The 25,496-nt window shown below is 39.5% G+C and carries 30 protein-coding genes and 7 pseudogenes; 12 read left to right on the forward strand and 25 right to left on the reverse strand.

Annotated features, from left to right (window positions below; translation table 11 throughout):
- Positions 1–372: 372 nt before the first annotated feature.
- From V3224_RS11485 to V3224_RS11525, 9 genes are read right to left on the reverse strand one after another with little or no spacing between them, the layout of a single operon-like run.
- On the reverse strand, positions 373–690 hold the full coding sequence (locus tag V3224_RS11485; RefSeq protein ID WP_334470887.1) for a FliH/SctL family protein: 318 nt from the start codon (positions 688–690) through the stop codon (positions 373–375).
- 9 nt (positions 691–699) lie between these two features.
- Positions 700–978 (reverse strand): hypothetical protein, encoded by a 279-nt coding sequence (locus V3224_RS11490; protein ID WP_334470589.1) that lies wholly within the window; start codon positions 976–978, stop codon positions 700–702.
- 19 nt (positions 979–997) lie between these two features.
- A complete protein-coding gene (locus V3224_RS11495) occupies positions 998–1,570 on the reverse strand; it encodes a SctK family type III secretion system sorting platform protein (protein ID WP_334470591.1) in 573 nt (190 codons plus the stop codon).
- A 6-nt stretch (positions 1,571–1,576) separates the two neighbouring features.
- Positions 1,577–2,299, reverse strand: a complete 723-nt coding sequence (gene sctJ / locus V3224_RS11500; RefSeq protein ID WP_334470593.1) for a type III secretion system inner membrane ring lipoprotein SctJ — start codon at positions 2,297–2,299, stop codon at positions 1,577–1,579.
- Positions 2,300–2,303: 4 nt separating this feature from the next.
- A complete protein-coding gene (gene sctI, locus V3224_RS11505) occupies positions 2,304–2,639 on the reverse strand; it encodes a type III secretion system inner rod subunit SctI (RefSeq protein ID WP_334470595.1) in 336 nt (111 codons plus the stop codon).
- Complete coding sequence (locus V3224_RS11510; RefSeq protein ID WP_310513058.1) at positions 2,639–2,821, reverse strand: hypothetical protein; 183 nt, start codon at positions 2,819–2,821, stop codon at positions 2,639–2,641. The genes sctI and V3224_RS11510 overlap by 1 nt, the downstream gene beginning before the upstream one ends.
- A gap of 1 nt (position 2,822) precedes the next feature.
- A complete protein-coding gene (locus V3224_RS11515; RefSeq protein WP_334470600.1) occupies positions 2,823–3,185 on the reverse strand; it encodes a YscG family type III secretion protein in 363 nt (120 codons plus the stop codon).
- 2 nt (positions 3,186–3,187) lie between these two features.
- On the reverse strand, positions 3,188–3,439 hold the full coding sequence (gene sctF, locus V3224_RS11520) for a type III secretion system needle filament subunit SctF (RefSeq protein ID WP_334470601.1): 252 nt from the start codon (positions 3,437–3,439) through the stop codon (positions 3,188–3,190).
- 1 nt (position 3,440) lies between these two features.
- Positions 3,441–3,638 (reverse strand): EscE/YscE/SsaE family type III secretion system needle protein co-chaperone, encoded by a 198-nt coding sequence (locus V3224_RS11525; RefSeq protein ID WP_334470603.1) that lies wholly within the window; start codon positions 3,636–3,638, stop codon positions 3,441–3,443.
- A 204-nt stretch (positions 3,639–3,842) separates the two neighbouring features.
- Here V3224_RS11525 and V3224_RS11530 point away from each other — a divergent pair, with 204 nt between their 5' ends.
- Together V3224_RS11530 and V3224_RS11535 are read left to right on the forward strand one after the other, a co-directional pair.
- On the forward strand, positions 3,843–4,055 hold the full coding sequence (locus tag V3224_RS11530) for a hypothetical protein (RefSeq protein ID WP_334470604.1): 213 nt from the start codon (positions 3,843–3,845) through the stop codon (positions 4,053–4,055).
- A gap of 122 nt (positions 4,056–4,177) precedes the next feature.
- Positions 4,178–5,014 (forward strand): annotated as a pseudogene (locus tag V3224_RS11535) (IS701 family transposase).
- A gap of 81 nt (positions 5,015–5,095) precedes the next feature.
- Here V3224_RS11535 and sctD read toward each other — a convergent pair.
- From sctD to sctN, 7 genes and pseudogenes are all read right to left on the reverse strand, one after another.
- Positions 5,096–6,112 (reverse strand): annotated as a pseudogene (gene sctD, locus V3224_RS11545) (type III secretion system inner membrane ring subunit SctD); the annotation flags it as partial.
- Between the two features lie 31 nt (positions 6,113–6,143).
- Positions 6,144–7,118 (reverse strand): IS701 family transposase, encoded by a 975-nt coding sequence (locus tag V3224_RS11550; RefSeq protein ID WP_334470608.1) that lies wholly within the window; start codon positions 7,116–7,118, stop codon positions 6,144–6,146.
- Positions 7,119–7,188: 70 nt separating this feature from the next.
- Entirely contained in the window at positions 7,189–7,341 is a 153-nt protein-coding gene (locus tag V3224_RS11555) for a hypothetical protein (protein WP_334470610.1), read from the reverse strand.
- Positions 7,326–7,775, reverse strand: a complete 450-nt coding sequence (locus V3224_RS11560) for a hypothetical protein (RefSeq protein ID WP_334470611.1) — start codon at positions 7,773–7,775, stop codon at positions 7,326–7,328. Before V3224_RS11560 ends, V3224_RS11555 begins: the two co-directional genes overlap by 16 nt.
- A gap of 91 nt (positions 7,776–7,866) precedes the next feature.
- On the reverse strand, positions 7,867–8,208 hold the full coding sequence (locus V3224_RS11565; protein WP_334470613.1) for a hypothetical protein: 342 nt from the start codon (positions 8,206–8,208) through the stop codon (positions 7,867–7,869).
- A gap of 1 nt (position 8,209) precedes the next feature.
- Positions 8,210–8,566 carry a type III secretion system stalk subunit SctO gene (gene sctO, locus V3224_RS29935; RefSeq protein ID WP_442890314.1) on the reverse strand — a complete coding sequence of 119 codons (357 nt, stop codon included), beginning with the start codon at positions 8,564–8,566 and terminating at the stop codon, positions 8,210–8,212.
- A 108-nt stretch (positions 8,567–8,674) separates the two neighbouring features.
- Positions 8,675–9,964 (reverse strand): annotated as a pseudogene (gene sctN, locus V3224_RS11580) (type III secretion system ATPase SctN).
- 402 nt (positions 9,965–10,366) lie between these two features.
- Between sctN and V3224_RS11585 the strand changes: the two are divergent.
- The 8 genes and pseudogenes from V3224_RS11585 to istB all read left to right on the forward strand — a co-directional run.
- Positions 10,367–10,705 (forward strand): hypothetical protein, encoded by a 339-nt coding sequence (locus V3224_RS11585; protein ID WP_334470617.1) that lies wholly within the window; start codon positions 10,367–10,369, stop codon positions 10,703–10,705.
- A 38-nt stretch (positions 10,706–10,743) separates the two neighbouring features.
- A complete protein-coding gene (locus V3224_RS11590; protein ID WP_334470619.1) occupies positions 10,744–11,061 on the forward strand; it encodes a hypothetical protein in 318 nt (105 codons plus the stop codon).
- Between the two features lie 125 nt (positions 11,062–11,186).
- Positions 11,187–12,059, forward strand: a complete 873-nt coding sequence (locus tag V3224_RS11595) for an IS982 family transposase (protein ID WP_334469778.1) — start codon at positions 11,187–11,189, stop codon at positions 12,057–12,059.
- 560 nt (positions 12,060–12,619) lie between these two features.
- A pseudogene (locus tag V3224_RS11600) lies at positions 12,620–13,063 on the forward strand (phage tail protein); the annotation flags it as partial.
- Positions 13,064–13,352: 289 nt separating this feature from the next.
- Entirely contained in the window at positions 13,353–14,225 is an 873-nt protein-coding gene (locus V3224_RS11605) for an IS982 family transposase (RefSeq protein ID WP_334467716.1), read from the forward strand.
- A 33-nt stretch (positions 14,226–14,258) separates the two neighbouring features.
- The gene (gene istA, locus V3224_RS11610) at positions 14,259–15,299 is read left to right on the forward strand and encodes an IS21 family transposase (protein WP_334470623.1); all 1,041 of its coding nucleotides are present in this window, start codon (positions 14,259–14,261) and stop codon (positions 15,297–15,299) included.
- Complete coding sequence (locus V3224_RS11615; protein ID WP_334470624.1) at positions 15,286–15,597, forward strand: ATP-binding protein; 312 nt, start codon at positions 15,286–15,288, stop codon at positions 15,595–15,597. The genes istA and V3224_RS11615 overlap by 14 nt, the downstream gene beginning before the upstream one ends.
- A 143-nt stretch (positions 15,598–15,740) precedes the next feature.
- A pseudogene (gene istB / locus V3224_RS11620) lies at positions 15,741–16,244 on the forward strand (IS21-like element helper ATPase IstB); the annotation flags it as partial.
- Between the two features lie 249 nt (positions 16,245–16,493).
- Here istB and V3224_RS11625 read toward each other — a convergent pair.
- From V3224_RS11625 to V3224_RS11635, 3 genes are all read right to left on the reverse strand, one after another.
- Entirely contained in the window at positions 16,494–17,435 is a 942-nt protein-coding gene (locus V3224_RS11625) for an AAA family ATPase (RefSeq protein ID WP_334470893.1), read from the reverse strand.
- On the reverse strand, positions 17,435–19,096 hold the full coding sequence (locus tag V3224_RS11630) for a Mu transposase C-terminal domain-containing protein (RefSeq protein WP_334470626.1): 1,662 nt from the start codon (positions 19,094–19,096) through the stop codon (positions 17,435–17,437). The genes V3224_RS11625 and V3224_RS11630 overlap by 1 nt, the downstream gene beginning before the upstream one ends.
- A gap of 206 nt (positions 19,097–19,302) precedes the next feature.
- Complete coding sequence (locus V3224_RS11635; protein ID WP_334470628.1) at positions 19,303–19,542, reverse strand: helix-turn-helix domain-containing protein; 240 nt, start codon at positions 19,540–19,542, stop codon at positions 19,303–19,305.
- A 160-nt stretch (positions 19,543–19,702) separates the two neighbouring features.
- Between V3224_RS11635 and V3224_RS11640 the strand changes: the two genes are divergently transcribed.
- Positions 19,703–20,308, forward strand: coding sequence for a helix-turn-helix domain-containing protein (locus tag V3224_RS11640; RefSeq protein ID WP_334470630.1), 606 nt, complete (start codon positions 19,703–19,705; stop codon positions 20,306–20,308).
- 249 nt (positions 20,309–20,557) lie between these two features.
- Here V3224_RS11640 and V3224_RS11650 read toward each other — a convergent pair.
- Both V3224_RS11650 and V3224_RS11655 read right to left on the reverse strand, forming a co-directional pair.
- Positions 20,558–21,398, reverse strand: a pseudogene (locus V3224_RS11650) (IS701 family transposase); the annotation flags it as partial.
- Positions 21,399–21,571: 173 nt separating this feature from the next.
- Positions 21,572–21,730 carry a hypothetical protein gene (locus V3224_RS11655; RefSeq protein WP_334470634.1) on the reverse strand — a complete coding sequence of 53 codons (159 nt, stop codon included), beginning with the start codon at positions 21,728–21,730 and terminating at the stop codon, positions 21,572–21,574.
- A gap of 214 nt (positions 21,731–21,944) precedes the next feature.
- Here V3224_RS11655 and V3224_RS11660 point away from each other — a divergent pair, with 214 nt between their 5' ends.
- Entirely contained in the window at positions 21,945–22,178 is a 234-nt protein-coding gene (locus V3224_RS11660; RefSeq protein ID WP_334470636.1) for a hypothetical protein, read from the forward strand.
- A 33-nt stretch (positions 22,179–22,211) separates the two neighbouring features.
- Here the strand turns inward: V3224_RS11660 and mutH are convergent, their stop codons facing one another.
- The 4 genes and pseudogenes from mutH to V3224_RS11680 form a co-directional block, all read right to left on the reverse strand.
- On the reverse strand, positions 22,212–22,901 hold the full coding sequence (gene mutH / locus V3224_RS11665) for a DNA mismatch repair endonuclease MutH (protein WP_334470638.1): 690 nt from the start codon (positions 22,899–22,901) through the stop codon (positions 22,212–22,214).
- Between the two features lie 713 nt (positions 22,902–23,614).
- Positions 23,615–24,301, reverse strand: coding sequence for a 3-isopropylmalate dehydratase small subunit (gene leuD, locus V3224_RS11670; protein WP_442890316.1), 687 nt, complete (start codon positions 24,299–24,301; stop codon positions 23,615–23,617).
- Positions 24,287–25,177 (reverse strand): annotated as a pseudogene (locus tag V3224_RS11675) (isocitrate/isopropylmalate family dehydrogenase); the annotation flags it as partial. The gene leuD and the pseudogene V3224_RS11675, both read right to left, overlap by 15 nt.
- Before the next feature lies 1 nt (position 25,178).
- Entirely contained in the window at positions 25,179–25,391 is a 213-nt protein-coding gene (locus V3224_RS11680; protein ID WP_442890254.1) for an alpha-isopropylmalate synthase regulatory domain-containing protein, read from the reverse strand.
- Between the last annotated feature and the right edge of the window lie 105 nt (positions 25,392–25,496).

Here is a 25,496-nt window from a genome sequence, read left to right on the forward strand (position 1 = left end):
AAACGAATAATGTAGTTTAATAATCCTCCAATATAGATAAAATTGTGCTTTTATGCCAGCAATGTTTGATTATTGTCATTTTATTAAATTAACTGGCTAAATACTGAAATATATTTTATATCAGTATTTTATTGATCAATTTGAAGCCTAAATGGTAATTTAATCTATTAAAATCTATAATAAAAAATTAATTCACTATTTAGTGATCGATTTATTTCAATTATTTAAAAAATCAAAAAAATAGGAATTTTCTTATAAAAGGTTCACTATAAATCTGAAAGCTAGTTATCATTGCCGGGTGAGGAAAATGAATTAGGGCAGGAAAATACTATTATTTAATTTTTTATCTACTGGTATTAATTAAAACAATGTTTATTTTCCTAGTAAGGCTTGCTTTATTGCATTTAATTGACTCTCAATAGTGGCATTTAACATACCGACTTCAGTTTCTAAAATACAATCTTTCTCTTCTAATCTCGGATCTTCAACAATGTCGATATATTCAATTTCTGGTTGTATTTTATGTAGTTCGGTTAATTTACTTTGCAAAAAATTAACTTGCTTAGGTGAAATGCGTAAGATAACTTTTTTATGTTGATGAACAAGCGCAAGATTTTGGCTGATATTTTTATATAAAAGTTCATCAGGTTCATAATTAGCAATAATTTTTCGCATCGCTTCTATAGTAATATTAACTAATTAGTTTTCAACTTGTTGATAAAAAATTTGGCAATTTATTAAAGTTTGATGAATAATCTCTGCTTGTTCTTGGGCTGATTGTGCCAAACCTTCTTGCCAACCGGCGGTATAACGCTCTTGATAAATACTATCTGCATCATTTTCAATTTTTCTGGCATGCTGTTTGGCAATATTGATAAATTCTTGGCCATTAAGATAGGATTGATAATCGGCTTTTTTTAAAATTTTTATTTCATCATTAATGATAATCTGATCATCTATTTGAGTAAATGGTAACATTGTAAATTTACTTCTTTGGTTATCTTTTTAATATCTCTGCAACAGGTTTATACTTATCGGCTATGATAATATTTTTTTCTATCTTTTTTTTCGGTAAGCGTAATTTTAAGCGTTTAATTAAATCGACATTATTCTGGTTGATAGTCTCTAACCAGAAATTAAGTCCGGTTTGGCAAAAATAATTTATATGCATTTCAAGTGGTAATTTTTGTTGCCAGCCTTCCGGCCAATTACCAATAATAAAATTTGCGTTGGCTAAACAAAAGCGATATTTTTCTTTACCAATCTCATTAATAATAAAGCCTATTTGCTTACTATTAATGCAATGAGAAAGCGATTTGATGTGTAACATTATGCCTAATAAAGCTAAAATTTGATTAAATTCATATTGAGGGAAAAGGGCAATATTTTCATTTTTCTCAATTTTTATCATATTGTTATTTAATTTATAATGTTTAAAAATAATTTTATTTATATTTTTTGAGTGGCGCCAATTAGTTAAATTTTGTAGTGTTTTTCGCCATAGATTAGGTAAATTTTCAATATTAATATAAAGTGCCGGGCAATATTGTAATTGGAAAAGTGTCAGCATATTTTATTACGATTTTCTTTTATTAAGGAAATATTGCAGTAGATTAGTACTAATAAGTAAAAAAATAAGTAAAGATATAAGAATAATAAATTTATTATAAGTATGTTCATTAATATCGATACCTAAAAAATGTTTTTCTTGACTATATGTATTGCTAGGTAATATTTCCGAGCCAGGTATTAATGCTACGCTAATTCTATCAAAATCTAACCCAGCAATGCTATTGTGAATTAATCGCTTTATTTGTGGAGTATAGTTATCTAGTTGGACATTAGGCGCATATTTTATAAAGACAGATGCGGAAGAGAAGCTATTTTTATCATTATTATTAGGCATAACCACATGCACCGGAGCATTAAGGACGCCATCTATTTGTGATATTGCTTTTGCCAGCGCCTGTTCTTTAACAAAGTTAAGCCGCGCTTGCTCTTCAACAGGAAAAGAAATCAAACTATCTTTTGGAAAAACGTCTTTTAACGAAGAGAAAACTTCTCTTGGGTAACCATGTTGTTTTAATATCTCAGTTGCCTGGGCGATGTCTGATTCATCAATCAGCAATTTGACGGTATTTTCTTTGTCAACTTCTTTGTGGATGGAAACTCCTTCATTTCTGAGTAATGCATACATCTCATTAGCCTCTTTTTGCGACAGGCCAGTATAGAGATCAGTTTTACAGCCAGTTAGCAGTATGGATAATAACAACGGTAAGGTAATCAGCACTATTTTCATCTGGTTATTGTGCCTTTAATAAGGTTTCCATACTTTGGGTAACTTTACTGGCAGTTTTAGCAATTAATTCTTCCTGTAAGGTAATTCTCATCAACGACCACTGTACTTGCATTAATTTTTGCGGTGATAACTCTTCACTATTCATATTTTGCTGGAATTCAGTTTTTGCCCGGCTCATATTTTGGCGTACTGATTCTATTTGTTCAAAGAAATTGATTTCATTATTCGCTGATCTTGCAGTTGTGGCAAATTGATTATTGATTGGATTAACATTTTCTATCGATTGATTAATTTCATCTAAATTAAATTTTATGTTGTTATTAACCTGTTTAATATCCATTATTCATCCTTATCAATTTGATGCGTATATTGACTTAAATTTTTGATTAATCCATCAAGTAATATTTGCTGTTGGTTAAGCGCAATATTATCTGTAGTGACAACAATATTATTGTGCTGATCGTCAGTTAATTGCACTATCGTTTTGAAATCATGTGGATAATAATCATGGTTAATTTTCATATTAATTGCTCTGATAATTTTCTATTAATGCTAAAGCAAAATTAATTAAATCAGCATGTTGGTTTTTATTTATATTAAGTTTAGCCAAAAAGTTATTTTTTAATTTTGTTAACCCTAGCTGATGGGCAGATAAAATAAAAAAAGGCATTAAATTTAGATAGTCATATTGTTGCGCCAACTCTAAAATAGTTTGATACTGCTCCTGACGCAGCAAAATAAGGATTTTTATCAGTAATGCTGATTCAAGATATTTTTTATCTAATTGCGTTAGCCAGCAATAAATATCATTAGCTTCAGTTAAATACTCTTTTTCTACGGCGGTAATTGCCAGCTCAATTAATAATTTTTCTAATTGCAGAGCCATGATTAGATTTTTTGTAAAATACCCTGGATCATATCGCGCATTGATCGGGTAATGGTTGAATGCATATTGAACATCGCTGACCATTTATTAATTTTATGTTGTAATTCAGCAACTAGCGCTGGGTTATCCAGGCTTGTGCCAAGTGCATCGATGGCGGTTTTGACATCATAAGATGTTGTTTCCATTTGTGTTTTTAGTTTTGTGGCGACCTCATCAAGTGCAATGCTTTTGCCTGAATCAAAAATAGCGGCCATATTAACTCCATTTAATTTTTTCTAAAATAGTGATCCCTGCCCAAATAGCGGTTTGCTGCTGAATGGATTGACGGTGCTCATCACGTGATAGTGGTTTATTTAGCTTTTTACGGCAGTTATTTAGTTGGTCATAAAGATAATGTTGAATTTTAACATATTCAACGCTATCACTGACTCTTTCTTCCAGTTGGGTTAACATCATTTATTCCTTTAAGGTAATGATAATTTCCTGACTATTTTTCTTAAGTATAATTTTATTATCTTCAATCGCGGCAATTGTTTCTCCGGTTGGTAAGGTTGAATTTATTGAGTATTTCATATTATTTCTTAGAATCACGAGTTTCGCAATCTCCAAAAAAGAAGTATAAATTTAAAAACAAGAAAAAATCAGGGTGTTCATATTTTGTCGGGTTATCCATGTATTAAAGATATCTATAAAACATTCTTACAAGTAAGCAGTTTAAGATACTCTGGTTTAGCGTTATCAGAAGTAAGCCCATCGCCTTTATCTCATGACACTGTTAGCCGATGGCTAAAAAGTAGATGTTTTAGACCTAAAGACCTATGGCGATTAGTTGAACCTTCTATAGACCACGAGTTTCGCACAGGCATATAAAGTTCTAGAAATGGCTTAAAAGCAATGGTTAATCTGCAAGTTACTAAAACACATAAATTTTATTAAATTACAATAATTTGTATTTAATTTATAAGGTTTTGTCTATTTATATATCATGCTGAATTAAACTTAAAAATAGCGCGTTTTTTTATTGGTGCGAAACTCGTGTAGACAAAAAAAGCCCTTGCGTACTAATTGCCGATGATACATTGATTGCCAAAACACGTAGTAAAAAAATAGAGATGGTCCATTATCAATATTCAGGTAATGAACATGAGGTTATTGCTGGCATAGGTTTAGTTAATTTGCTTTGGCATGATCTGACGAAGGTTGAATCAATTCCTATCAATTATCGTATTTATGATAAAGATTATGATGGAAAAACAAAAAACACGCACTTTTCCGAAATGCTCACTCTTGCTAAAAAAAGAGGGATCATGCCAGAAGCCGTAGTGATGGATGCTTGGTATTCTAGCCTGGATAACCTGAAATCAATTCGCTCTCATGGTTGGATCTGGGTAACCACGCTGAGGAAAAATAGGATTGTTAACCATAACAAACAACTGAACAAGTTAGACATCTCAGAAGAAGGAACGTCAATACACTTGCGAGGATATGGTTGGGTAACCGTTTTCAAATTTACAGCCAAAAACGGCCGTATTGATTACATAGTAACAAACAAATAGAATCCCACCCGTCAATACGTCCAATCTATCATGGATGCCCGTTGGTCTGTTGAAGTTTATCATCGAGAAGTTAAACAAAACTGTGGTATTGAACGCTGTCAGGCTCGCACGAGCCGAGCGCAAAGAAATCATATTTTTCTCGCTATTTCTGCGTGGTTTGAACAACATAAACGTCGTATATCTGAAAAAATAACCCTTTATCAACAAAATTGGGACGTAATCAAAAGTGCTATTACTGAGCAAATCCGTGTTTTATTAGCGTACCCAAATTAGTTTTGTGCGAAACTCGTGAGAATAATATAGGGAGCACGTCCCAATGAAATACCTTTAATATCTAATTGGATTTCTTTTTTTTTAAATATTATTATTATCGGCTTTGATTAATTTAAGTTTATACCTCTGCTTAAATTCAATATTAAATGTTTGCTGTAATTCAATAAATTGTTGCCGCTGTTTTTCATTTAAATAGCCATACAATTCGGTGATATTATTTTCTTTTTCATTATAAATAAGAACATTTATTAAATCATATTGCTCTAGTAATTCGACTAATTTTTTTAGGTGATCGTCGTTTATTTTGACATGATTATTAATTCCTTTTAAGCCGCTAATATCACGCTTAAGGATTGTGGCTAAGTTACTCCAGGATTTATTATTAATAAAGCGTACTTCACCAAACAGATCTATCCAACCGACTTTTTCGCCATTGCTTACTTCAATGTGATTATAACCCATAGTATGTAGGGTATATTTTAAGCTTTGTTTAATCTCTTCAATCGAATATATATTCAATTGATGATTTAAGTTGTTATTATCCAAATAACGTTTTATCAGCAAACGTTGCTGGTTATTTTGTACATAACCACCCAAAATAAACAGTTGCTTATTTTGTTCGATTCGCATGGTAATGTATTTGTATTCCTCTTTATTCAGGTAATTTTGTAATTTATGTTGTTCCTGAATATAATCGATTTCAGCCGGGCCGGAGAAAAACAGCAGATACAAACTGACCAATAATATCGAAAAAATAGCAATAACAATAAAAGTAACTCTTTTTTTGTGTTTATGCTGTTGTTGATTATTAATCAACCTAATATGACTATCCGTTAACTCATCTGGATTGGCGGGCAGTTGCTGTTTGACGGTACTATAGATCCAAATGAGCATACCCGCATCTTGCCGGTTACAGGGGAGCAGCATTTCACCCTGATTTATTGCCTTGTCATTTTGTTGCGGCGTTTCCTCACCAGACCGGTCGATAACTCTAATCCCTTCTTCTTCAATTTCTAGAATCAAATGAACGGCTTCAATACCCGCATCAACCAGAATTAAATCGGCTTGTACTGGATCTGAGCCAATAATAAAGCGGCCATTATTTAGTTCTCACGAGTTTCGCACAAAACTAATTTGGGTACGCTAATAAAACACGGATTTGCTCAGTAATAGCACTTTTGATTACGTCCCAATTTTGTTGATAAAGGGTTATTTTTTCAGATATACGACGTTTATGTTGTTCAAACCACGCAGAAATAGCGAGAAAAATATGATTTCTTTGCGCTCGGCTCGTGCGAGCCTGACAGCGTTCAATACCACAGTTTTGTTTAACTTCTCGATGATAAACTTCAACAGACCAACGGGCATCCATGATAGATTTGAGGTATTGATGGGTGGGATTCTCTTTGTTTGTTACTATGTAATCAATACGGCCGTTTTTGGCTGTAAATTTGAAAACGGTTACCCAACCATATCCTCGCAAGTGTATTGACGTTCCTTCTTCTGAGATGTCTAACTTGTTCAGTTGTTTGTTATGGTTAACAATCCTATTTTTCCTCAGCGTGGTTACCCAGATCCAACCATGAGAGCGAATTGATTTCAGGTTATCCAGGCTAGAATACCAAGCATCCATCACTACCGCTTCTGGCATGATCCCTCTTTTTTTAGCAAGAGTGAGCATTTCGGAAAAGTGCGTGTTTTTTGTTTTTCCATCAGAATCTTTATCATAAATACGATAATTGATAGGAATTGATTCAACCTTCGTCAGATCATGCCAAAGCAAATTAACTAAACCTATGCCAGCAATAACATCATGTTCATTACCTGAATATTGATAATGGACCATCTCTATTTTTTTACTACGTGTTTTGGCAATCAATGTATCATCGGCAATTAGTACGCAAGGGCTTTTTTTGTCTATAGAAGGTTCAACTAATCGCCATAGGTCTTTAGGTCTAAAACATCTACTTTTTAGCCATCGGCTAACAGTGTCATGAGATAAAGGCGATGGGCTTACTTCTGATAACGCTAAACCAGAGTATCTTAAACTGCTTACTTGTAAGAATGTTTTATAGATATCTTTAATACATGGATAACCCGACAAAATATGAACACCCTGATTTTTTCTTGTTTTTAAATTTATACTTTTTTTTTGGAGATTGCGAAACTCGTGTTTATACTTCTTTTTTTGGAGATTGCGAAACTCGTGCATTTAATACCGCATTGAGCTTGTTAAATAGGGTATTAAGTAACGAGGTAGGGCTTTTTTCATTATCGACGGTGGCTAATATTTTTTCTGCTGTTGCAGCCGTTAAGGCGACAGGCATACTGGGTGGCTCGATGTTATTTTCCGTCCGCTTTTCTTTATCCAGCCGGATATCTGCTGCCGGTGGTTTTTTTCTGGTTGCGAAATAACCTCTATTCGGTCAGTCAATTTATCTGGCTTAGATATTGACGGGATTTTTTTGTTAGCAAAATGTTGCTGATAGTTTGCTGGATAAGTAATCGCTGTCTGTTCACTATTTGGTGAGATTATAATGGGTTTTGCTAAATCAGCCGCTGTTATTGGCTGATTAGCTAGTTGACTGGCCGATAAGGCATTAGCTAACAACGGTGTTTGCAGCGGGTTGTTTAGCTCAGATTTATTAGTTGGCGAATTAACTGAATGCTTTATTAGTTGATTTGCTGCTTGATTAGTCGATAAATTATCAGTGAAAAACGCTGTTTTTGCCTGTCCATCTGGTTGAGCTTTATCAACCAATGAATTAAATGGGGTATTGACGGCTTATGTTTGCTAGTAGATGGAATTAACTTATCATTCTTATCAGTTTTTGCTGCTGCCATATTAGCAGTTATAGTGTATAGCATATTATTATTGGCTTGGCAGTGATTATCGGTGATTTCCTCACTAGTGATAGGCAATTTTTGGCGAGTTTTATTTTCTGGTTGTATTGTTGATTTTTTTTAACGCTATGACTGAATGGGTGTTCGCTTAATAGAGCATGAGTATCGTATAAGTTTTTATCGGTTGCTACATGGGGAGCTTCAACGGATGAACCGGCTAACTTCAGCGCTGATTCAAATTTCTTTTTTAAAACAGGATCACTTTCTAACGGTAATTTGGCTGTTGGTGCTAGCGCCAAAGACTGCGGTTGTGGATTATGTGATATATGGGTGACCTGCTCTTTTTTCATATTATTTCCCTATCGATAACCTTACAAACTCTTCCTGCTCTTGTTCTTCTCGTTGTTCGTTTAATTGTTCCAGAGCACATTTTTGTTGTTGTGTTAGTTGAGTAAATTTTTCTGTTTGGTGTAAACAAAAATTGAGTTTTTTTCTTGATTCTATAAGTTGTTTTTCTAATTGATTAACTTTATCGGTATGAATTTCGATATCTTTAATTAATTTGTCTTTTTGCCATTGAAAATATTGCAGTTGTGCCAGCCAGTTTTGCCATTGGGCAGGTGAAATTGCTGCTTGTTGATGCGTTTGAAAAAATTGCTGTTCCCGTGTTTTTATGATGGTGATAATGCTCTTGCAATTGTTGCTCAGCTATATTTAATTGCTGTTGTTGTTTATCGACTTGATTTTTATCTTGCAGAATCTGTTTTTCTGCTTTTTGTTTTCTTAATTGCTTAATGTTTAATAAACGTGAAAAAATCATTGGCTGATGGTCGCTAATTGATTTAGTGTCTGCTCATAGCGACTTTTTTCATCGGTAGATTGACAAAGCCAGCTTTGAATTCGTGGGTAACGTTTGATTGCTTCATCGGCCAATTCATCATTGCCAGGTTGATATTCACCAATTTGTAGCAATAATTCTATTTCCTCATATTTGGCTAACCATTTTCTGAGTTGTTGGGCTTGCTTATAATGCTCCCGGCTAATAACCCGATCCATCACTCGACTGGCGGAGCGTAAAACATCAATAGCTGGATAGTGGCTGGCAGCGGCCAATTTTCGTGACAGAATAATATGCCCATCTAAAATTGAACGGGTTTCATCGGCAATCGGTTCAGTCATATCATCGCCTTCAACCAACACTGTATAAAGAGCAGTAATTGAGCCTTTATCAGACTAGCCGGCACGCTCCATTAAGCGTGGCAACTCAGCAAAAACGGAAGGCGGAGAACCCCGCCGGGTTGGTGGTTCACCCGCAGCTAACCCGATTTCCCGTTGCGCTCTGGCAAAACGGGTAACCGAATCCATCAACAATAACACGCGCATATTTTGGTCACGAAAATATTCGGCGATACTTGTAGCGACAAAACCGGCTTTGGCGCGTTCAATGGCTGGGCGATCTGAGGTAGCTACAATTAAAACGCTACGCTTTAACCCTTCTTCACCCAAATCCTCCTCAATAAATTCGCGCACTTCTCGTCCTCGCTCACCTATCAATGCCAAAACAATCACGTCCACATCGGCACCACGAATGAGAGAGGCTAGCAGGTTACTTTTGCCACCGCCAGCAGCCGCAAAAATTCCCATTCTTTGTCCTTCGGCACAGGTTAATAAACCATCAATTGCTCTTACCCCAAGGGAAAGCGGTTTTTCAATTAATTTTCGCTGCATCGGGGCAGGTGCATCACGGTAAATGGGATACCATTGTTCAGGTTCAATATAGTTTGCGGCGTTAAAGGGATTACCTAATCCATCGAGTACTTTGCCTAATAGATGGCGGCCAACGCCAACCTGGTGGCTGGTGCTGGTTGGGCAGACTTCTGTATAAATGGATAATCCACGCGTATCGCCAAACGGGGTAAGGATAGCTTGTTGTTGTTTAAAACCGATGATCTCCGCATCTAACGATTCACCGGTATCACTATTGTATAATTTGCATAGCTCACCCACTTTAACGCCAGGTAGTTGGGCGGTGATCAAGGTGCCTGTAACTTCTGTTAGACGCCCTCTAAGCAGTACTGGCCGGCAGGCTCTAAGTGCTGCCAGCATTTTTTCAGGAATACACGAGTTTCGCACCAATAAAAAAGCGCTCTATTTTTAAGTTTAATTCAGCATAATATATAAATAGAAAAAATCTCATAAATTAAAAATAACTTATTGTAATTTAAGTAAATTTATACGTCTTAGCAAGTTACAGATTAATTATTGTTCTGAAGCCATTTCTAGAATTTTATATGCCCGTGCGAAACTCGTGGAATAGAATAAAGTTTAAGCTTGCTTTGCATTGTTTACCTCGATGCAAAACATATCGGAATAACAGCAACAAATATTTAGTTTTTGGTTCAGTTTTTTTTATTTCGCCCGCTATTAAAAATAGCGGCTTCTAATGACATCCAGCGAGATTATCTAACTCTATACTCATATCTAAAAAGTAAATAATGATCGATACATATGAGAAAAATAAATAGATTAGATTCACCATCAGCAATTACTGCTATCACTGATCATTTCTCAGCAGAAATTGTTGAGTATAGTGAGATAGAACCCGTTGTATTAGTACCAAATGGTCAAGCGGTAGCGGCCCATTTTTCCAATCTATATCCGACCTTTTGTATAGAGACTGCATTATTAAATTATGTAACACCTAAGTTAATTACACCGTTATTAATGACGCCTATTTTTTTAAAATTAACGATGGCACGCCTAAAACAGCAATTAGCTGAGGTTAGCTTGCCAGAAGTTGCTGCTGCTTATGATCTATTGATGGAACTTGCTGATGTAGAACGGTAATTGCAACTGGCAACCAGCTTATTGCATCGAGGATAAAGGTGATTTTAGATCCCATTACACAAAATGCTTTATTGCTACAGGGATGGTTAGCACTGCAATACGGCCAGTTGGCGCGTAGTCAAATATTGCTGGAAGCACTGTTAAAAATGGCACCGGATGATTATCAAGCCAGAAAAATGTTGGTTGTGGTGTTATTAAAACTTGATCTGCCTGAACAGGCTCTAGTGCACTGTACAAGATTAAGAAAAGCTGACTATAGCGCGGCAAATCATTTGATACCGAAAGGCAAAATATTTGATACGCTCAAAAAACACACAAAGGAAAGTTATTTGATACTAACTGCGGTATCGAGGTAAATATTTTAACCTGAGTTCGGGATAAGAAATAAAGAGAAAGTCTTGATATTCAAATAGTTGAATGAGCCTGTTTTGTTAAAATACTCTAACAGTCTGGTTAAAGAGTAGAGCATTGTTAAACAATTATGGAAAATCTTACTGAACTTTATTGCCTGATGGATGATTTTTGCAAAGACTTCGAGCCAAAAATGCATGAATATTTGCTGACTAACGGTACTAAGCGTCGTAGACGGTCTACTCAGCTTTCGTTGGCGGAAATGATGACACTGGTTGTGTTGTTTCATCAACTCCGATTCAGGCAATTCAAGGTATTTTATCTCTATTATGTCCGCTTATATCTCCGGAAGGAATTTCCTAACTTGCCATCCTATTCACGCTGTGTAGAGTTACTTCCGCGTAGTGCCTTAGCGTTAACGGCACTGTTTGAGTCAATTAAGGGAAAATGCACGGGGCTATCGGTTGCCGATTCTACTCCGATAGCAGTGTGTGATAACTTACGGATCCGCAGGCATAAAGTCTTCAATGGGATAGCTCAACGGGGAAAAAATTCAACAGGTTGGTTCTTTGGTTTCAAGCTTCATATAATTATCAATCATTTGGGGGAAATACTCAGTTTTCGACTCACACCAGGAAACACCGATGATCGGAAACCATTGCCTGAGCTGACAAAGGATCTTTCTGGTTGTTTGTACGCAGATAAAGGGTATTTATCGGCTTCACTGAAACAGCAACTCAAAACGATGGGAATTAACCTTATAACGAATATCAAGAAGAAAATGAAGCCTATTAAACAGACTTGTTTCGACAAAGCCATCTTGCGTCATCGTTCTGTCATTGAAACGGTATTTGATGAGTTAAAAAATCTTTGTCAAATAGAGCATACGCGACATCGCTCTCCGGCTAATTTTGTAGTGAATTTATTAGGCGGACTGGTTGCATATTGTTTAATGCCATCTAAACCAAAGATACCTGTTGCAGGTACGTATCTTCAAGCATAATTGATTATGCTTATCCCGAACTCAGGTTAAGTATTGTGAATGTAGTTAAGCCACTGTAATTGATCTGTTTTGACGATCGATAACACTTTATTGATCGTCTATATCGCTGATGTTTTATGTTATCCGACAAGAGTTCAGTAGTGAGATTTTGCTGTACATAAAACACCCCAAAATGGATTAAAATTTAATCAAAACCTCGATTTTAGCCCTAAATCGGCATTTTGGCTAAAATTTGAACGGTAAATACAGTGTTTTTTGCCGTGCATTTTCCTCATCAAGCCATCATTTAGGCTTATTTTGTCAGGAAACAGGCGAAATCCTTTTTTACAAAAAACCTTGGTTTGTTGGAAACGGTAGATTGTGCAAAAAACGCACTGGATAAACGGACCGGCGGAACGGTCAACGGCGGTGTCACATTAGGGCAAAATTTGACCATTTCATGGGGCGGCAGAACGGCCACTTATCATGAAAATGGTGATATTACTGGCCCTAAATGGGGCGGGGCGTTAAGCAGATGGCTTAATGTTCATGCTGTTACTCCCGAAGTATTGCGTGTCGAAATCCCTGTCGGCGTTCCTCTGCCTTGGCCTACTGAAACGCCTCCGTCAGGTTGGCGTATATGCAATGGTGAGAGCTTCGATAAAAAACAGTGTCCACTTTTAGCGCTGGCTTACCCGTCGGGAAAGCTCCCTGATTTACGTGGCGAATTTATTCGGGGCTGGGATGCAGGACGAAAAGTGGATAACGGACGCGAAATATTAAGCGTACAAGGTGATTCCCTTCAAAATTTCACTGGAAACATAACCGGCATTCAGTTTGTCGGTCAATCACCAACCAGTGGGATTTTCAAAATGGGTAGTCGAACAGGCGGCAGCAGTATTGGTTCTGGAACCAGCGGCGTATTCGCTGTTGATTGCTCAGCCAGTTTTCAGTCTGGTTTGAGAACCGCTTCAGAAACAAGGCCGCGAAATGTCGCGTTTAACTACATTGTCAGGGCGGCCTGATATTCAACTTTACTCTGGTTTCTGTGGCGATTCCGGCCACGCGATATCCAGCGTTTTGCTGATATTGACACGGTTTAGCAGCATGTCAGCGATCATGCAAAACTGATCCACTAACGATCATCTAAAACTGATCCACTTGGTATTATTCGTACATTTTTGTACGGGTAATTTAACCTGAGTTCGGGATAAGAAATAAAGAGAAAGTCTTGATATTCAAATAGTTGAATGAGCCTGTTTTGTTAAAATACTCTAACAGTCTGGTTAAAGAGTAGAGCATTGTTAAACAATTATGGAAAATCTTACTGAACTTTATTGCCTGATGGATGATTTTTGCAAAGACTTCGAGCCAAAAATGCATGAATATTTGCTGACTAACGGTACTAAGCGTCGTAGACGGTCTACTCAGCTTTCGTTGGCGGAAATGATGACACTGGTTGTGTTGTTTCATCAACTCCGATTCAGGCAATTCAAGGTATTTTATCTCTATTATGTCCGCTTATATCTCCGGAAGGAATTTCCTAACTTGCCATCCTATTCACGCTGTGTAGAGTTACTTCCGCGTAGTGCCTTAGCGTTAACGGCACTGTTTGAGTCAATTAAGGGAAAATGCACGGGGCTATCGGTTGCCGATTCTACTCCGATAGCGGTGTGTGATAACTTACGGATCCGCAGACATAAAGTCTTCAATGGGATAGCTGAACGGGGAAAAAATTCAACAGGTTGGTTCTTTGGTTTCAAGCTTCATGTAATTATCAATCATTTGGGGGAAATACTCAGTTTTCGACTCACACCAGGAAACACCGATGATCGGAAACCATTGCCTGAGCTGACAAAGGATCTTTCTGGTTGTTTGTACGCAGATAAAGGGTATTTATCGGCTTCACTGAAACAGCAACTCAAAACGATGGGAATTAGCCTTATAACGAATATCAAGAAGAAAATGAAGCCTATTAAACAGACTTGTTTCGACAAAGCCATCTTGCGTCATCGTTCTGTCATTGAAACGGTATTTGATGAGTTAAAAAATCTTTGTCAAATAGAGCATACGCGACATCGCTCTCCGGCTAACTTTGTAGTGAATTTATTAGGCGGACTGGTTGCATATTGTTTAATGCCATCTAAACCAAAGATACCTGTTGCAGGTACGTATCTTCAAGTATAATTGATAATGCTTATCCCGAACTCAGGTTAATTTATGTTAACCAAGGAGATATTTGTGGATATTCATGTTCGCGTTGCACAAGGACAAAGCCTTCGAAAAATTGCCCGTGAATTGGGCATTTCCCGTAACACCGTAAAACATCATTTACAACAGCAGGGAATGCCAACTTATGCTAAAAGAAGTCAACAACCGAGTAAACTGGCACCCTTTAAACCTTATTTGCTTCAGCGAATTGAATTGGCTAAACCTGATTGGATCCCTGCAACAGTCTTATTTGATGAGGTAGTTGAAAGAGGTTATCAAGGCGGTATTGCTCAATTACGCCGATTTGTTTGTCAATTTAAACCAAGCATCGTTCCCGAAGCTGTCGTCCGTTTTGAAACACAGCCAGGTCAACAAATGCAAATCGACTTCACCACCATCCGGCGAGGAAAACAACCTCTAAAAGCGTTTGTTGCAACGCTCGGCTACTCGCGTGCGAGTTATGTAAAATTCTTTGATAATGAGCGAGCAGAATCCTGGCAACAAGGTTTAAAAGACGCTTTCGACTATTTTGGTGGTGTACCACAGGAAGTATGGTGTGATAACGCAAAAGCTCTCATCATCGAACGGGATGCTTATGCAGAAGGTGAACATAAATTAAATGTCGAAATGCTTCAGATGTCGAAAGATTACGGATTTAAATTGAGTGCTTGTAAGCCCTACAGGGCAAAAACAAAAGGTAAAGTAGAGCGCTTTAACCACTACTTAAAAAACAGCTTTATCGTACCATTAAATACCGACCTTCGTGCTCATAATCTTGAACTGGACATGGAGATAGCCAATGCAAAAGTGGGGCCCTGGTTACAACGAGTCGCTCATCAGCGGATTCATGGAACAACGTTAGAGAAGCCAGCAGATAGATTAGCTAAGGAAATTAAGTATCTTCTTCCTTTGCCAACAAGGATTTGCCAATCTATCCCGCAGACTAATGCGCTTAATATCCGTATCGTACGGCCGCTTGAATCTGTCAATTTGCAACACTCAATCAGCGTATATGAAGCATTGCTGGGAGGTGAACATGTTATTGCATGAACAAATTGAACACCTGTGTGAGTCATTGAAATTAAATTCTGTTCCGACTCATTGGTCATCACTTGCCCAACAGTGCATTGCCCAAGACAAAAGCTACGGAGAGTTTTTATTGTCCCTATTAAAATGTGAGCAACAACAACGAGATGAACGAACTCGCCATCTCTTTAGTCGGATGGCAGGATTCCCAACGCACAAAGAACTTAGTTCGTTCGATTTTAAGTTTGCAACGGGTGTTCCTAAGCAACAAATACAAGACACGAGTTTCGCACAGGCATATAAAATTCTAGAAATGGCTTAAAAGCAATGATCAATCTGCAAGTTACTAAAACACATGAATTTTCTTAAATTACAATAAGTTGTATTTGATTTATAAGGTTTTATCTATTTATATATTATGCTGAATTAAACTTAAAAATAGAGCGTTTTTTTATTGGTGCGAAACTCGTGCAAGAATTAAGTGCATTAACTTTTATTGAACGTAATGAAAATGTCGTGTTGCTTGGCCCAAGCGGTGTAGGCAAAACGCATTTAGCTATTGGATTAGGATTAAAAGCAGTACAGGCCAGGAAGAAAACTCGCTTTACAACAGCGGCTGAACTGATGTTGCAACTCTCAACTGCTAAACGACAAAATAAGCTCAAACAATATCTATCACGTTCGGTAATGGCCCCGAAGTTGTTGATCATAGATGAGATTGGATACCTGCCATTTGGGCGAGAGGAAGCAAACCTATTTTTCAATGTGATTGCCAAGCGTTATGAGCATGGCAGTGTCATATTGACGAGTAACTTATCATTTGGACAATGGCCTGGTGCTTTTGCTGATGACGCAACATTAACCGCCGCTATGCTTGATCGTTTACTTCATCATTCGTATGTACTGCAATTGAGCGGTGAAAGCTATCGATTGAAAGATAAGCGGCGATCAGGAGCAATAACCGAGTAAAACAGTGGATCAATTTTGATTGATCGTATTTAGCTAAAAAGTGGATCAGTTTTCGGTGATCGTTGACAATGTCATGACATAACTGCATCATCAGCTCTTGCGCATCCGGCAACACATAGAGCTCAGCGCCCCGATTGCCAAATGACACCAGCAGACTGTGTGACGATTCCAGCGAGACGGACACCACCCGCCGGGTATTGAGCAGCACCTGGCGTCCGGTGCTGTCGGTAAAGAGCACACCACCCATACTCACCCCCTTGCCGGCAGCAGGTCGGTATCGGTATACACCTCCCTGAACGCTGCCTTGATGTATTTTTCCCCCAGCTGGGCCTGTGCATCACCGCTGGCCATCAGCCACGCCTGGCGCAGGGTGTGCGACAATACCCGCAAGGCACCGGCTTTCTGGGCAATGGCCTGTACCAGCGTCAGCTCACTCTCGCCAGTAATGCCCCAGGCGGCAGCAATCGCGGCCACATCCGCTTTTTTGGCCTTTAACAGGCGCTTGGAGCGGGCGATACGGCTGTACAGCCGAGCCAAGTCATCCGCCCCCTGGGTTGAACGGGCCGATTTCGAAAGGCCGCGCGGGTTACCAATCAGCACCATGCCGACCCCGGTCGCATCCTGAATGGCGCGCAGCTGCTCCAGCCCGTCAATGCCCAGGTGGTCAGCCTCATCGACAATCACCAGCCCGTGAGTACCGGTCAGCCGCCGCCGAATTGCACGCGCCAGCGTCCCCTTGTTTCTGGGCAGGTCGCTAAGACCTAGCGCCTCGGCCAGCTCCAGCAGACACTCGGTGATACTGGCGTGGGCCGGGGAAAGGGTCACCATCCAGGTATTGGCATGCTGGCAGTACTGACGGGCGGCAAAGGTTTTGCCCACCCCCGGCACCCCGACAATCACATTCATACACTGCGCCAGCCGGACAAACTGGAACACTGCCCATATCTCCTTGACCTTGGCCGTCTCCACAAACTGCGGCGGCGCGGGCAAGGTCTTTTTTTGCTGATAATCCGTCAGCCAGCGGGTTAACCGTTCCCCGACCCGCTGATTGTTGCCGTTATAACTACCGTTGATAAAGCTGGATATCACTGCACTCGACTGGCCGGTTTCGCGGGCAATCTGCGCCTGGGTGACCTGGCCTGTATCGATTAACGGTTGCAGCTGCTTGATAATCTCTGGGTTTTCAGTCATCATCTTGCCTCCTGATAAAAGTTGTTTTGTATTTCAATCAGCCATCGGTTTGCCGACCAGATGGCTTTTTTACAACAGCGGGTCAATCTGCTGGGCTTCCAGTAATGCCAAACCCCGTTGTAACGCGGCTTCCGCATCAAGGTCGCTCTTAACACCTTGTGGTCGTGCTCATCGGCCAGTTTGGCGGTATAGTAAATATTGTTAAAGAAACGGATTTCACAGCGCCTGACCGTGCGCTCGGTCTGTGGCATAAACAGGTCACGCAGTTCAAACTGTGTCAGCCACTCCAGCTCGGTGGCTTCGTTTTCCAGCTTCCAGCGGCGAAACTCGTCCGGACTGTAATGCTGGCCATCGGGGCGTTTGGGTAATTCACTGTGCGGACGGGCGTTGTACCACTCGACCCCGGCTTTGATTTCATCAATCAGCATCTCCCAGGAGGGCAGCTTGCGCAGCGTGGTCTGTTGGGCGACGGTCAGTGCATGGCCCTTTGCTTGGGCGTTTAAGGCGGATTTAAGCGCCTTGCCGGTCTTGCGCACGGTTTCCCGGTCAGCGCCGGTACCGTAATAAGTGGCAAAGCGGCGGGCAATGTACATGGGCAAGGTACGGTTAAGGCGTTCGATAATGCCGCGCCCCTGGGGATTGCCGGCGATACCGGTCGGGTGGTCAATCTCGAGCCGCCGCAGAATGCCGGTCACGTCTGCATCCAGGGTGAGATTGGTTTCCCCGCTGCCGTTATCCGAGTAGTAGAGAAACGGCTTGCCGTGAGTGGCAATGCCATAACGTAGGGCATCGGTGACGGCAATCACGTTTTCAGAGAGCGACAGGCTCCAGCCGGTGATATAGCGGCAGCTGCCATCGAGAATAAACGTCACTTCCGGCGAAAAAGGCTGGCCGTGGTCGGGATGGGCGACTTTCATCTTCATGCCGTGACCGTCGCCAATCCAGACGTAGTTAACCGGTAAACTGGTCCAGTCGCGGCGGACAAACCCTTCCAGCTGGCGATATTCGCTGCCGGTTTTGCGCCCGCGCTGTTTGACGATTTCGGGGAGTTTCTTCATCGCGTACAGCACCGCATCATAAGAAGGCTGCGCGGCCAACATCAGCGGCTCATCGGCATAGCGTTGTTGCCATTCGGCGCAAAAATCCGCATACGCCTCTTTCATGCTGCACCCGTTTGGCTTGCGATAGTGCGCCAGATAGTCATGTAACCAGGCTATCTGCTCCGGTTTGACCACCTCGCGCTTACCCGGTGCCAAGATAATCAGGCGCTCGGCGGGCGTGGCGGCTTTTTTGTAGTCGGCCAGCCAGCGCTTGAGGGTGATTTCACTGAGTTGACGGTTTTGGCCTTTCTTGGCATTGGCCACCTGTGCCGCTTGCGCGATCCTCTCGGGCAACTGGCCTGTTTTCGCCTGCTGGACGATAAAACGGATGGCCTGCGCACAGCTATAACGCGGCTGCCGCCCTATGGTGAGGATATGCTGCACCAGTAACATCCGCGCATCAGCAATCTGGCGCTGCTTGTCCGTCAGGTCGGCCAGTCTGCTTCCAACCAATGCCGGGCAACGGCGGTAAACATCAAGCTTGCCAGGCTTATCAGGATCGGTACTGACCTTTGATACAGTGGGTTTTTTGACGGCATCATCCACCGGTGCAGCGATCATCAGTTGTTGAAGATGACGCTCCCTGATCGCGCACTGGGCTTCAGCCGGTAATCAATCAATGTGGTACTCGTAAGCCTTGGTGCCGGGACGTTTGCGTTTCATCGATTCAGAGTCACGTGCCCACTTATTCAGTGCTAACCGTAGCCCCTGTACTGTCACAGGCAATCCTGGGCTCCCAATTAGTTCAGTTGCTGATACAAACATGATCAGGCTACCTCACGGGAATGAGGATACCGACTCGGCCAAATTTCTTCAGGAGCAACACCGATCGCTTGAGCAATAATGCGTTCGTATTTTTTACAAGGGCGATCAAGCACATTTTTCAGTGAATCAGGTTTCAGACCTGCTCGCATCGATAATTGACGCAGTGTCAATCCTTTTACATGCACCGCAGCCACAATATGTTGGCGGTGCCAATCACGGTTTAAAACTTCATTTCTGAGCATAATTAGATTACCCTAAAAGATTATCTGTATAGATGATGCTATGAGCTTATCTCTAGAGGCTATTATGAGAATAAAAAGAAAATATGTCAAGTTTTTCAGTTTCTTTTTAATAAAAGAAACCCAATAGAGAATTTAATTAAAAATCAAAAGGTTGTCTTGAATGGAAACAAAAAATGATAAAAACCACACGGTTTCTTTTCTGGTAGGGCAAAAAGAAACTTTCTTAAGCAGGCTTCGTGAGCTTGTGGCAGGTAGAGCGCTACAGCAAGCGGCTGATGACTGGGACATACCAAAATCAACGCTTAGTAACTATTTTTACCGAGGCTCTAATCCTAGGATTGCTAGCGTTAAAAAAATAGCCCAAAAAGAAAACGTAGACTTTGATTGGCTTACTGGTCATTCAGATAAGAAACCAGAAAGAAATCTTCAGACACAGCAGACACAGCAGACACAGCAGACTTTATCGTCAGAGTTTGAGCATGATATGCAAGCTATTATGGCGATTTTAGCGACCTTGGAACCTGAGGAACGTTCTCAACTGGTTAAATTACTTGGCCGTAGAGGATCAATGTATCTATTAGGTTTACTTGATCATGATAATCAGGTTCTTTTGGATCTAAGAGAAGATAGGAAACGTGCAGCTTTGCGCATGGAATCTATGTCAGAAGAACAATTTAGAGAGATTTTATCCAAAATTGAAATCAGTACCGGAGAAACCATTTCAGAAGTAGATCACATTGATGATAACATCAGGGTCAGAGCCTGAAATAAGCCTTGGCCCAGTAAAGCTGTTTTAATAAATGCGATTTAAAGGACATTAAAGCTTGTTTGTAGTGGTATCAACTATTTTACTTCTAGGCGAGAAATTGTTTATTTTTTAAGCATTGGTATCAAATCAGAAAATTGCTTCTAACCTCAAGAAATCCCATGAGTTCCCGCCAATTCCCGGCTATTCCCAAAAGTATCAAATAAATTACTTCTCTATACATTACATCATCACGAGTTTCGCACAAAACTAATTTGGGTACGCTAATAAAACACGGATTTGCTCAGTAATAGCACTTTTGATTACGTCCCAATTTTGTTGATAAAGGGTTATTTTTTCAAATATACGACGTTTATGTTGTTCAAACCACGCAGAAATAGCGAGAAAAATATGATTTCTTTGCGCTCGGCTCGTGCGAGCCTGACAGCGTTCAATACCACAGTTTTGTTTAATCTTCTCGATGATAAACTTCAACAGACCAACGGGCATCCATGATAGATTTGACGTATTGACGGGTGGGATTCTCTTTGTTTGTTACTATGTAATCAATACGGCCGTTTTTGGCTGTAAATTTGAAAACGGTTACCCAACCATATCCTCGCAAGTGTATTGACGTTCCTTCTTCTGAGATGTCTAACTTGTTCAGTTGTTTGTTATGGTTAACAATCCTATTTTTCCTCAGCGTGGTTACCCAGATCCAACCATGAGAGCGAATTGATTTCAGGTTATCCAGGCTAGAATACCAAGCATCCATCACTAGGGCTTCTGGCATGATCCCTCTTTTTTTAGCAAGAGTGAGCATTTCGGAAAAGTGCGTGTTTTTTGTTTTTCCATCAGAATCTTTATCATAAATAAGATAATTGATAGGAATTGATTCAACCTTCGTCAGATCATGCCAAAGCAAATTAACTAAACCTATGCCAGCAATAACATCATGTTCATTACCTGAATATTGATAATGGACCATCTCTATTTTTTTACTACGTGTTTTGGCAATCAATGTATCATCGGCAATTAGTACGCAAGGGCTTTTTTTGTCTATAGAAGGTTCAACTAATCGCCATAGGTCTTTAGGTCTAAAACATCTACTTCACGAGTTTCGCACAGGCGTATAAAATACTAGAAATGGCTTAAAATCGATGATTAATCTTCAAGTTACTAAAACACATAAATTTTATTAAATTACAATAAGTTGCTTTTGATTTATAAGATTCTGTCTATTTATATATTATGCTGGATTAAACTTAAAGATAGAGCGTTTATTTATTGGTGCGAAACTCGTGTACTTTTTAGCCATCGGCTAACAGTGTCATGAGATAAAGGCGATGGGCTTACTTCTGATAACGCTAAACCAGAGTATCTTAAACTGCTTACTTGTAAGAATGTTTTATAGATATCTTTAATACATGGATAACCCGACAAAATATGAACACCCTGATTTTTTCTTGTTTTTAAATTTATACTTCTTTTTTGGAGATTGCGAAACTCGTGATCATATAAACGTAATGATCCCATACAAGGAACAACAAATTCTCGTGCTGAGTGGTTAGCTGATGATATTCACTGTGCGCTAGGTCGTGATAAACAGCATAAGCTGATTCATCATGGTGCAGATGTTTATAATGAGTCATCGGAGTTGGCTGACAATTTTCCGGTAACGCTATTTTTGCCTAAAGTGATTGGAAAATATGCCAAAATAACGGTACTGGATTCAGTAGAGGCACTGGCTGAATTTATTCAAGCCGCCAAAAATGAAGGTTACCATGTACCACTCAATGTACGTTGGCAAGAAATGCATAATATTCGTCGCGCGTCTTTTGAAAAGTCCCATCAACGAATTGAACAGTTTTTTCGTAGATTGTCATTATAAAGACCACACTCGGCAGATAGCTGGGTTAAGTTGTTATTTATGCGTTGGTAAATCAAAATGGCGGGCCAGTATTGGAGCAGTAAAATTTTTCTTCAGATAAAATCCACGCGGTAGCGTCATTATTGGCTGGCCGTGTCTACCTATCCCTTCTGTCAAAGCCTTATTATTTGCAGCTTTAGGCCGGATTTGTAGTACCTGGCCATGGCGTGCGGTGATGTTTTCAACCTGACCTAATACGATCATATCCATTAATTCTTCCCAATCTGTTTTAAGCAGCTGCTCTTCAATGGGATTGGGACTCCACAATAAGGGTGAAGCAACTCTTCGTTTAGCTAATGGGATTTGGCGCTCACCTTCAATGGGTATCCATAAAACCCGTGATAGCTTATGACGTACATGACTTGAAAGCCAGGTTACTCCACTATTACCGGTTAAAGCTGCCACACAAACGAAGGTTGTTTCTAATGGCTCACCATAGCGGTTAATAGGGATGGTTTTAAGTTCAATACCAAGATGAGCAAAATCTTGTTCTGCTTTGCTACCAGCATTTGCGCCTAAACAATATTCTAATAACTGACCTACCCAACCTTTAGCAAATCTAAGGTCGTGGGGGACTGCGATATCTGCCTGATAAGCCAGTTCAGCCATGGTATAACCCGCTAGGCTTTTGGCTTTACTCAGTAAACTTTGTTCATCATCAGGGGGCAGGGGAGAAAATTGCATAAATCACGCCTGTATAAAAAATAGCCAGTTAAATTTGTACACACAGTGAAAATTTTAACATAGATCGAGTAAATAAGAACAATCCATTGATAATCAAATCATTTTATCCATGGTCGATATATTTTTTTCTGTTATGAATTTAATCGAATTGGTAATAAACAGGATCTCAGCTATAGTTATCCACAATTTTACTGGATAACTCTAATAAAAAGCCTTTACTGGTTTAATTTACAGTCTTGACAGGATGGTTTATTTTAAAAAGAGCTGTTAGCTTGTTTAACAAAACAGCGTATCCTGTGGATAAAATGGATATTGCTGGATCTTTGTTCATCCTGTTTTGATGGTTAGCTATCTGTTCTGCTTTGAGCTATGTTTAATCGATTTATCTCTATGAAAAAAAACTATTAATTTTTTATTTCGAAATCTATCGATTGAAAAACTTATGAAATTATACCCTGTTTACTCTAGCTTTTTTCACATGGATATCCACAGAAAAGGTGAATAAATTAATAAATATAGCCCTACATGTGGATAATTTTTCATTATTAATAGATAAATTAAATTATTTTTCAGTAAATAAAACGCAATATAAGATTTAGGCATCTAATTAAATAGAATGTCATCACCTTTTCTAACATTTTAATTAATTTAAATAAAAAGAAAAATAATCAGGCTTTGCCTACATAGTGAGGCAGTGCCTGTTATTTGAACTGTTATCGCAAAAATAGTGGTTGCTGCTCTTCATAACGGGTAATGAACTTTTCATATTGTAAAGTCAATCCAATATTATCTAACCCATTTATCAAGCAATAACGATGAAAATTATCAATGCTAAAAAAATAAGTTTTATCCCAAGCAATGACTGTTTGGGTCGTCAAATCAATGGTGAATTGACAACCCTCATATTGTTCAACATACTTAAATAACTGGTTAATTTCTTCTTCATTTAATTTAATTGGTAATAATTGGTTGTTAAAGGCATTGTTATAGAAAATATCGGCAAAACTTGGCGCAATAACGGCGCAAAAGCCATAATCTGTTAATGCCCACGGCGCATGTTCGCGGGATGATCCACAACCGAAATTTTCACGGACTAATAAAATAGTGGCACCTTGGTAACGTGGTTTATTAAGGACAAAATCCGGATTAGGTTGTTGCCCGTTATCGTCCAGGAAACGCCAATCGTGGAAAAGGTGTTGACCAAAACCGATTCGAGTGACTTTTTGTAAAAATTGTTTTGGAATAATCACATCAGTATCAATATTGGCAACATCTAAAGCAGCCACTAAGCCGGTGTGTTGGATAAACTTTTTCATTTTGCCAATTCCTGTTTTAATTTGATTATTATCGATCTTACGTACATCGACAAAATGGCCGTAAATAGCCGCCGCGGCTGCCATTGCTGGGCTGACTAAATGAGTTCGACCGCCACGGCCTTGCCGTCCTTCAAAATTACGGTTGCTGGTGGAGGCACAACGTTCGCCAGGAGCAAGGCGATCGTTATTCATTGCTAAGCACATAGAGCAACCCGGTAAACGCCGTTCAAAACCCGCATCGATAAATATTTTGTCTAAACCTTCGTGCTCAGCTTGTGCTTTTACTGGCTCTGAACCAGGAACAACAATTGCTTGTACATTAGGGGCCACTTTGACAACTTCTCGCCATAAAATCGAACTTTGCAATACATTAGCTTTGTCTATTGATGTTACTTTATAGCTTCGTTTACGTGCTGCCTGAAAAGCGATATGCGCAATTCGTTCTATTTCAAAACGATGATAAATCTCGGTATCAAAGGCTTTTTCATCAATACCAGAACCAACACGTCCTTTAGGATGACCAAAATAGATCCCACCGGTTAATTCACGCACACAAAGAATATCAAAACCTTTTGCGGCAATATCCGCTCGTAATGGACAGAAGTTATTTAAACTAGGATATAGACGAGCGGGTCGTAGGTTACTAAATAACTGAAAATGTTTACGTAAGGGTAATAATGCGCCACGCTCAGGCTGACTAGCAGGCGGCAGGGGTTCCCATTGCGGGCCACCAACTGAACCAAAGAGTATCGCATCCGCTTGTTGCCAACCTGAAAGTGTTGCAGCTGGTAATGGCTGACCATGGCGATCAATAGCAATTCCGCCGACATCATATTTATGTGTTACGATGGTCAAATTAAACTGTTGGCCAATAGCAGCTAACACCTTTAAGGCTTGTGCCATAACTTCAGGGCCAATACCATCACCTGGTAAGACAGCAATATTATAATTACTAGCCATATTATTGAACTACCTCTGTATTGCTGTGATTTTTTTGTTTTTTCACTAATTCTGCGCGCCAAATGTTATTTAACACATTGATCATTGCCATAGCAGACGATTCGACAATATCGGTTTCCAGGCCGATACCATGAAAACGTCGGCCAAAGCATTCTGCAACGATATCAACTTGACCTAAAGCTTCATTGCCATGAACTTTAGCGGATAACTGCACGAGTTTCGCACAGGCCTATAAAATTCTAGAAATGGCTTAAAAGTAATGATTAATCTGCAAGTTACTGAAATGCATAAATTCACTTAATTTACAATAAGTTATATT

This window comes from Arsenophonus sp. PmNCSU2021_1 (genome assembly GCF_036919435.1).
In the GTDB taxonomy this organism is placed as follows: domain Bacteria; phylum Pseudomonadota; class Gammaproteobacteria; order Enterobacterales; family Enterobacteriaceae; genus Arsenophonus; species Arsenophonus nilaparvatae.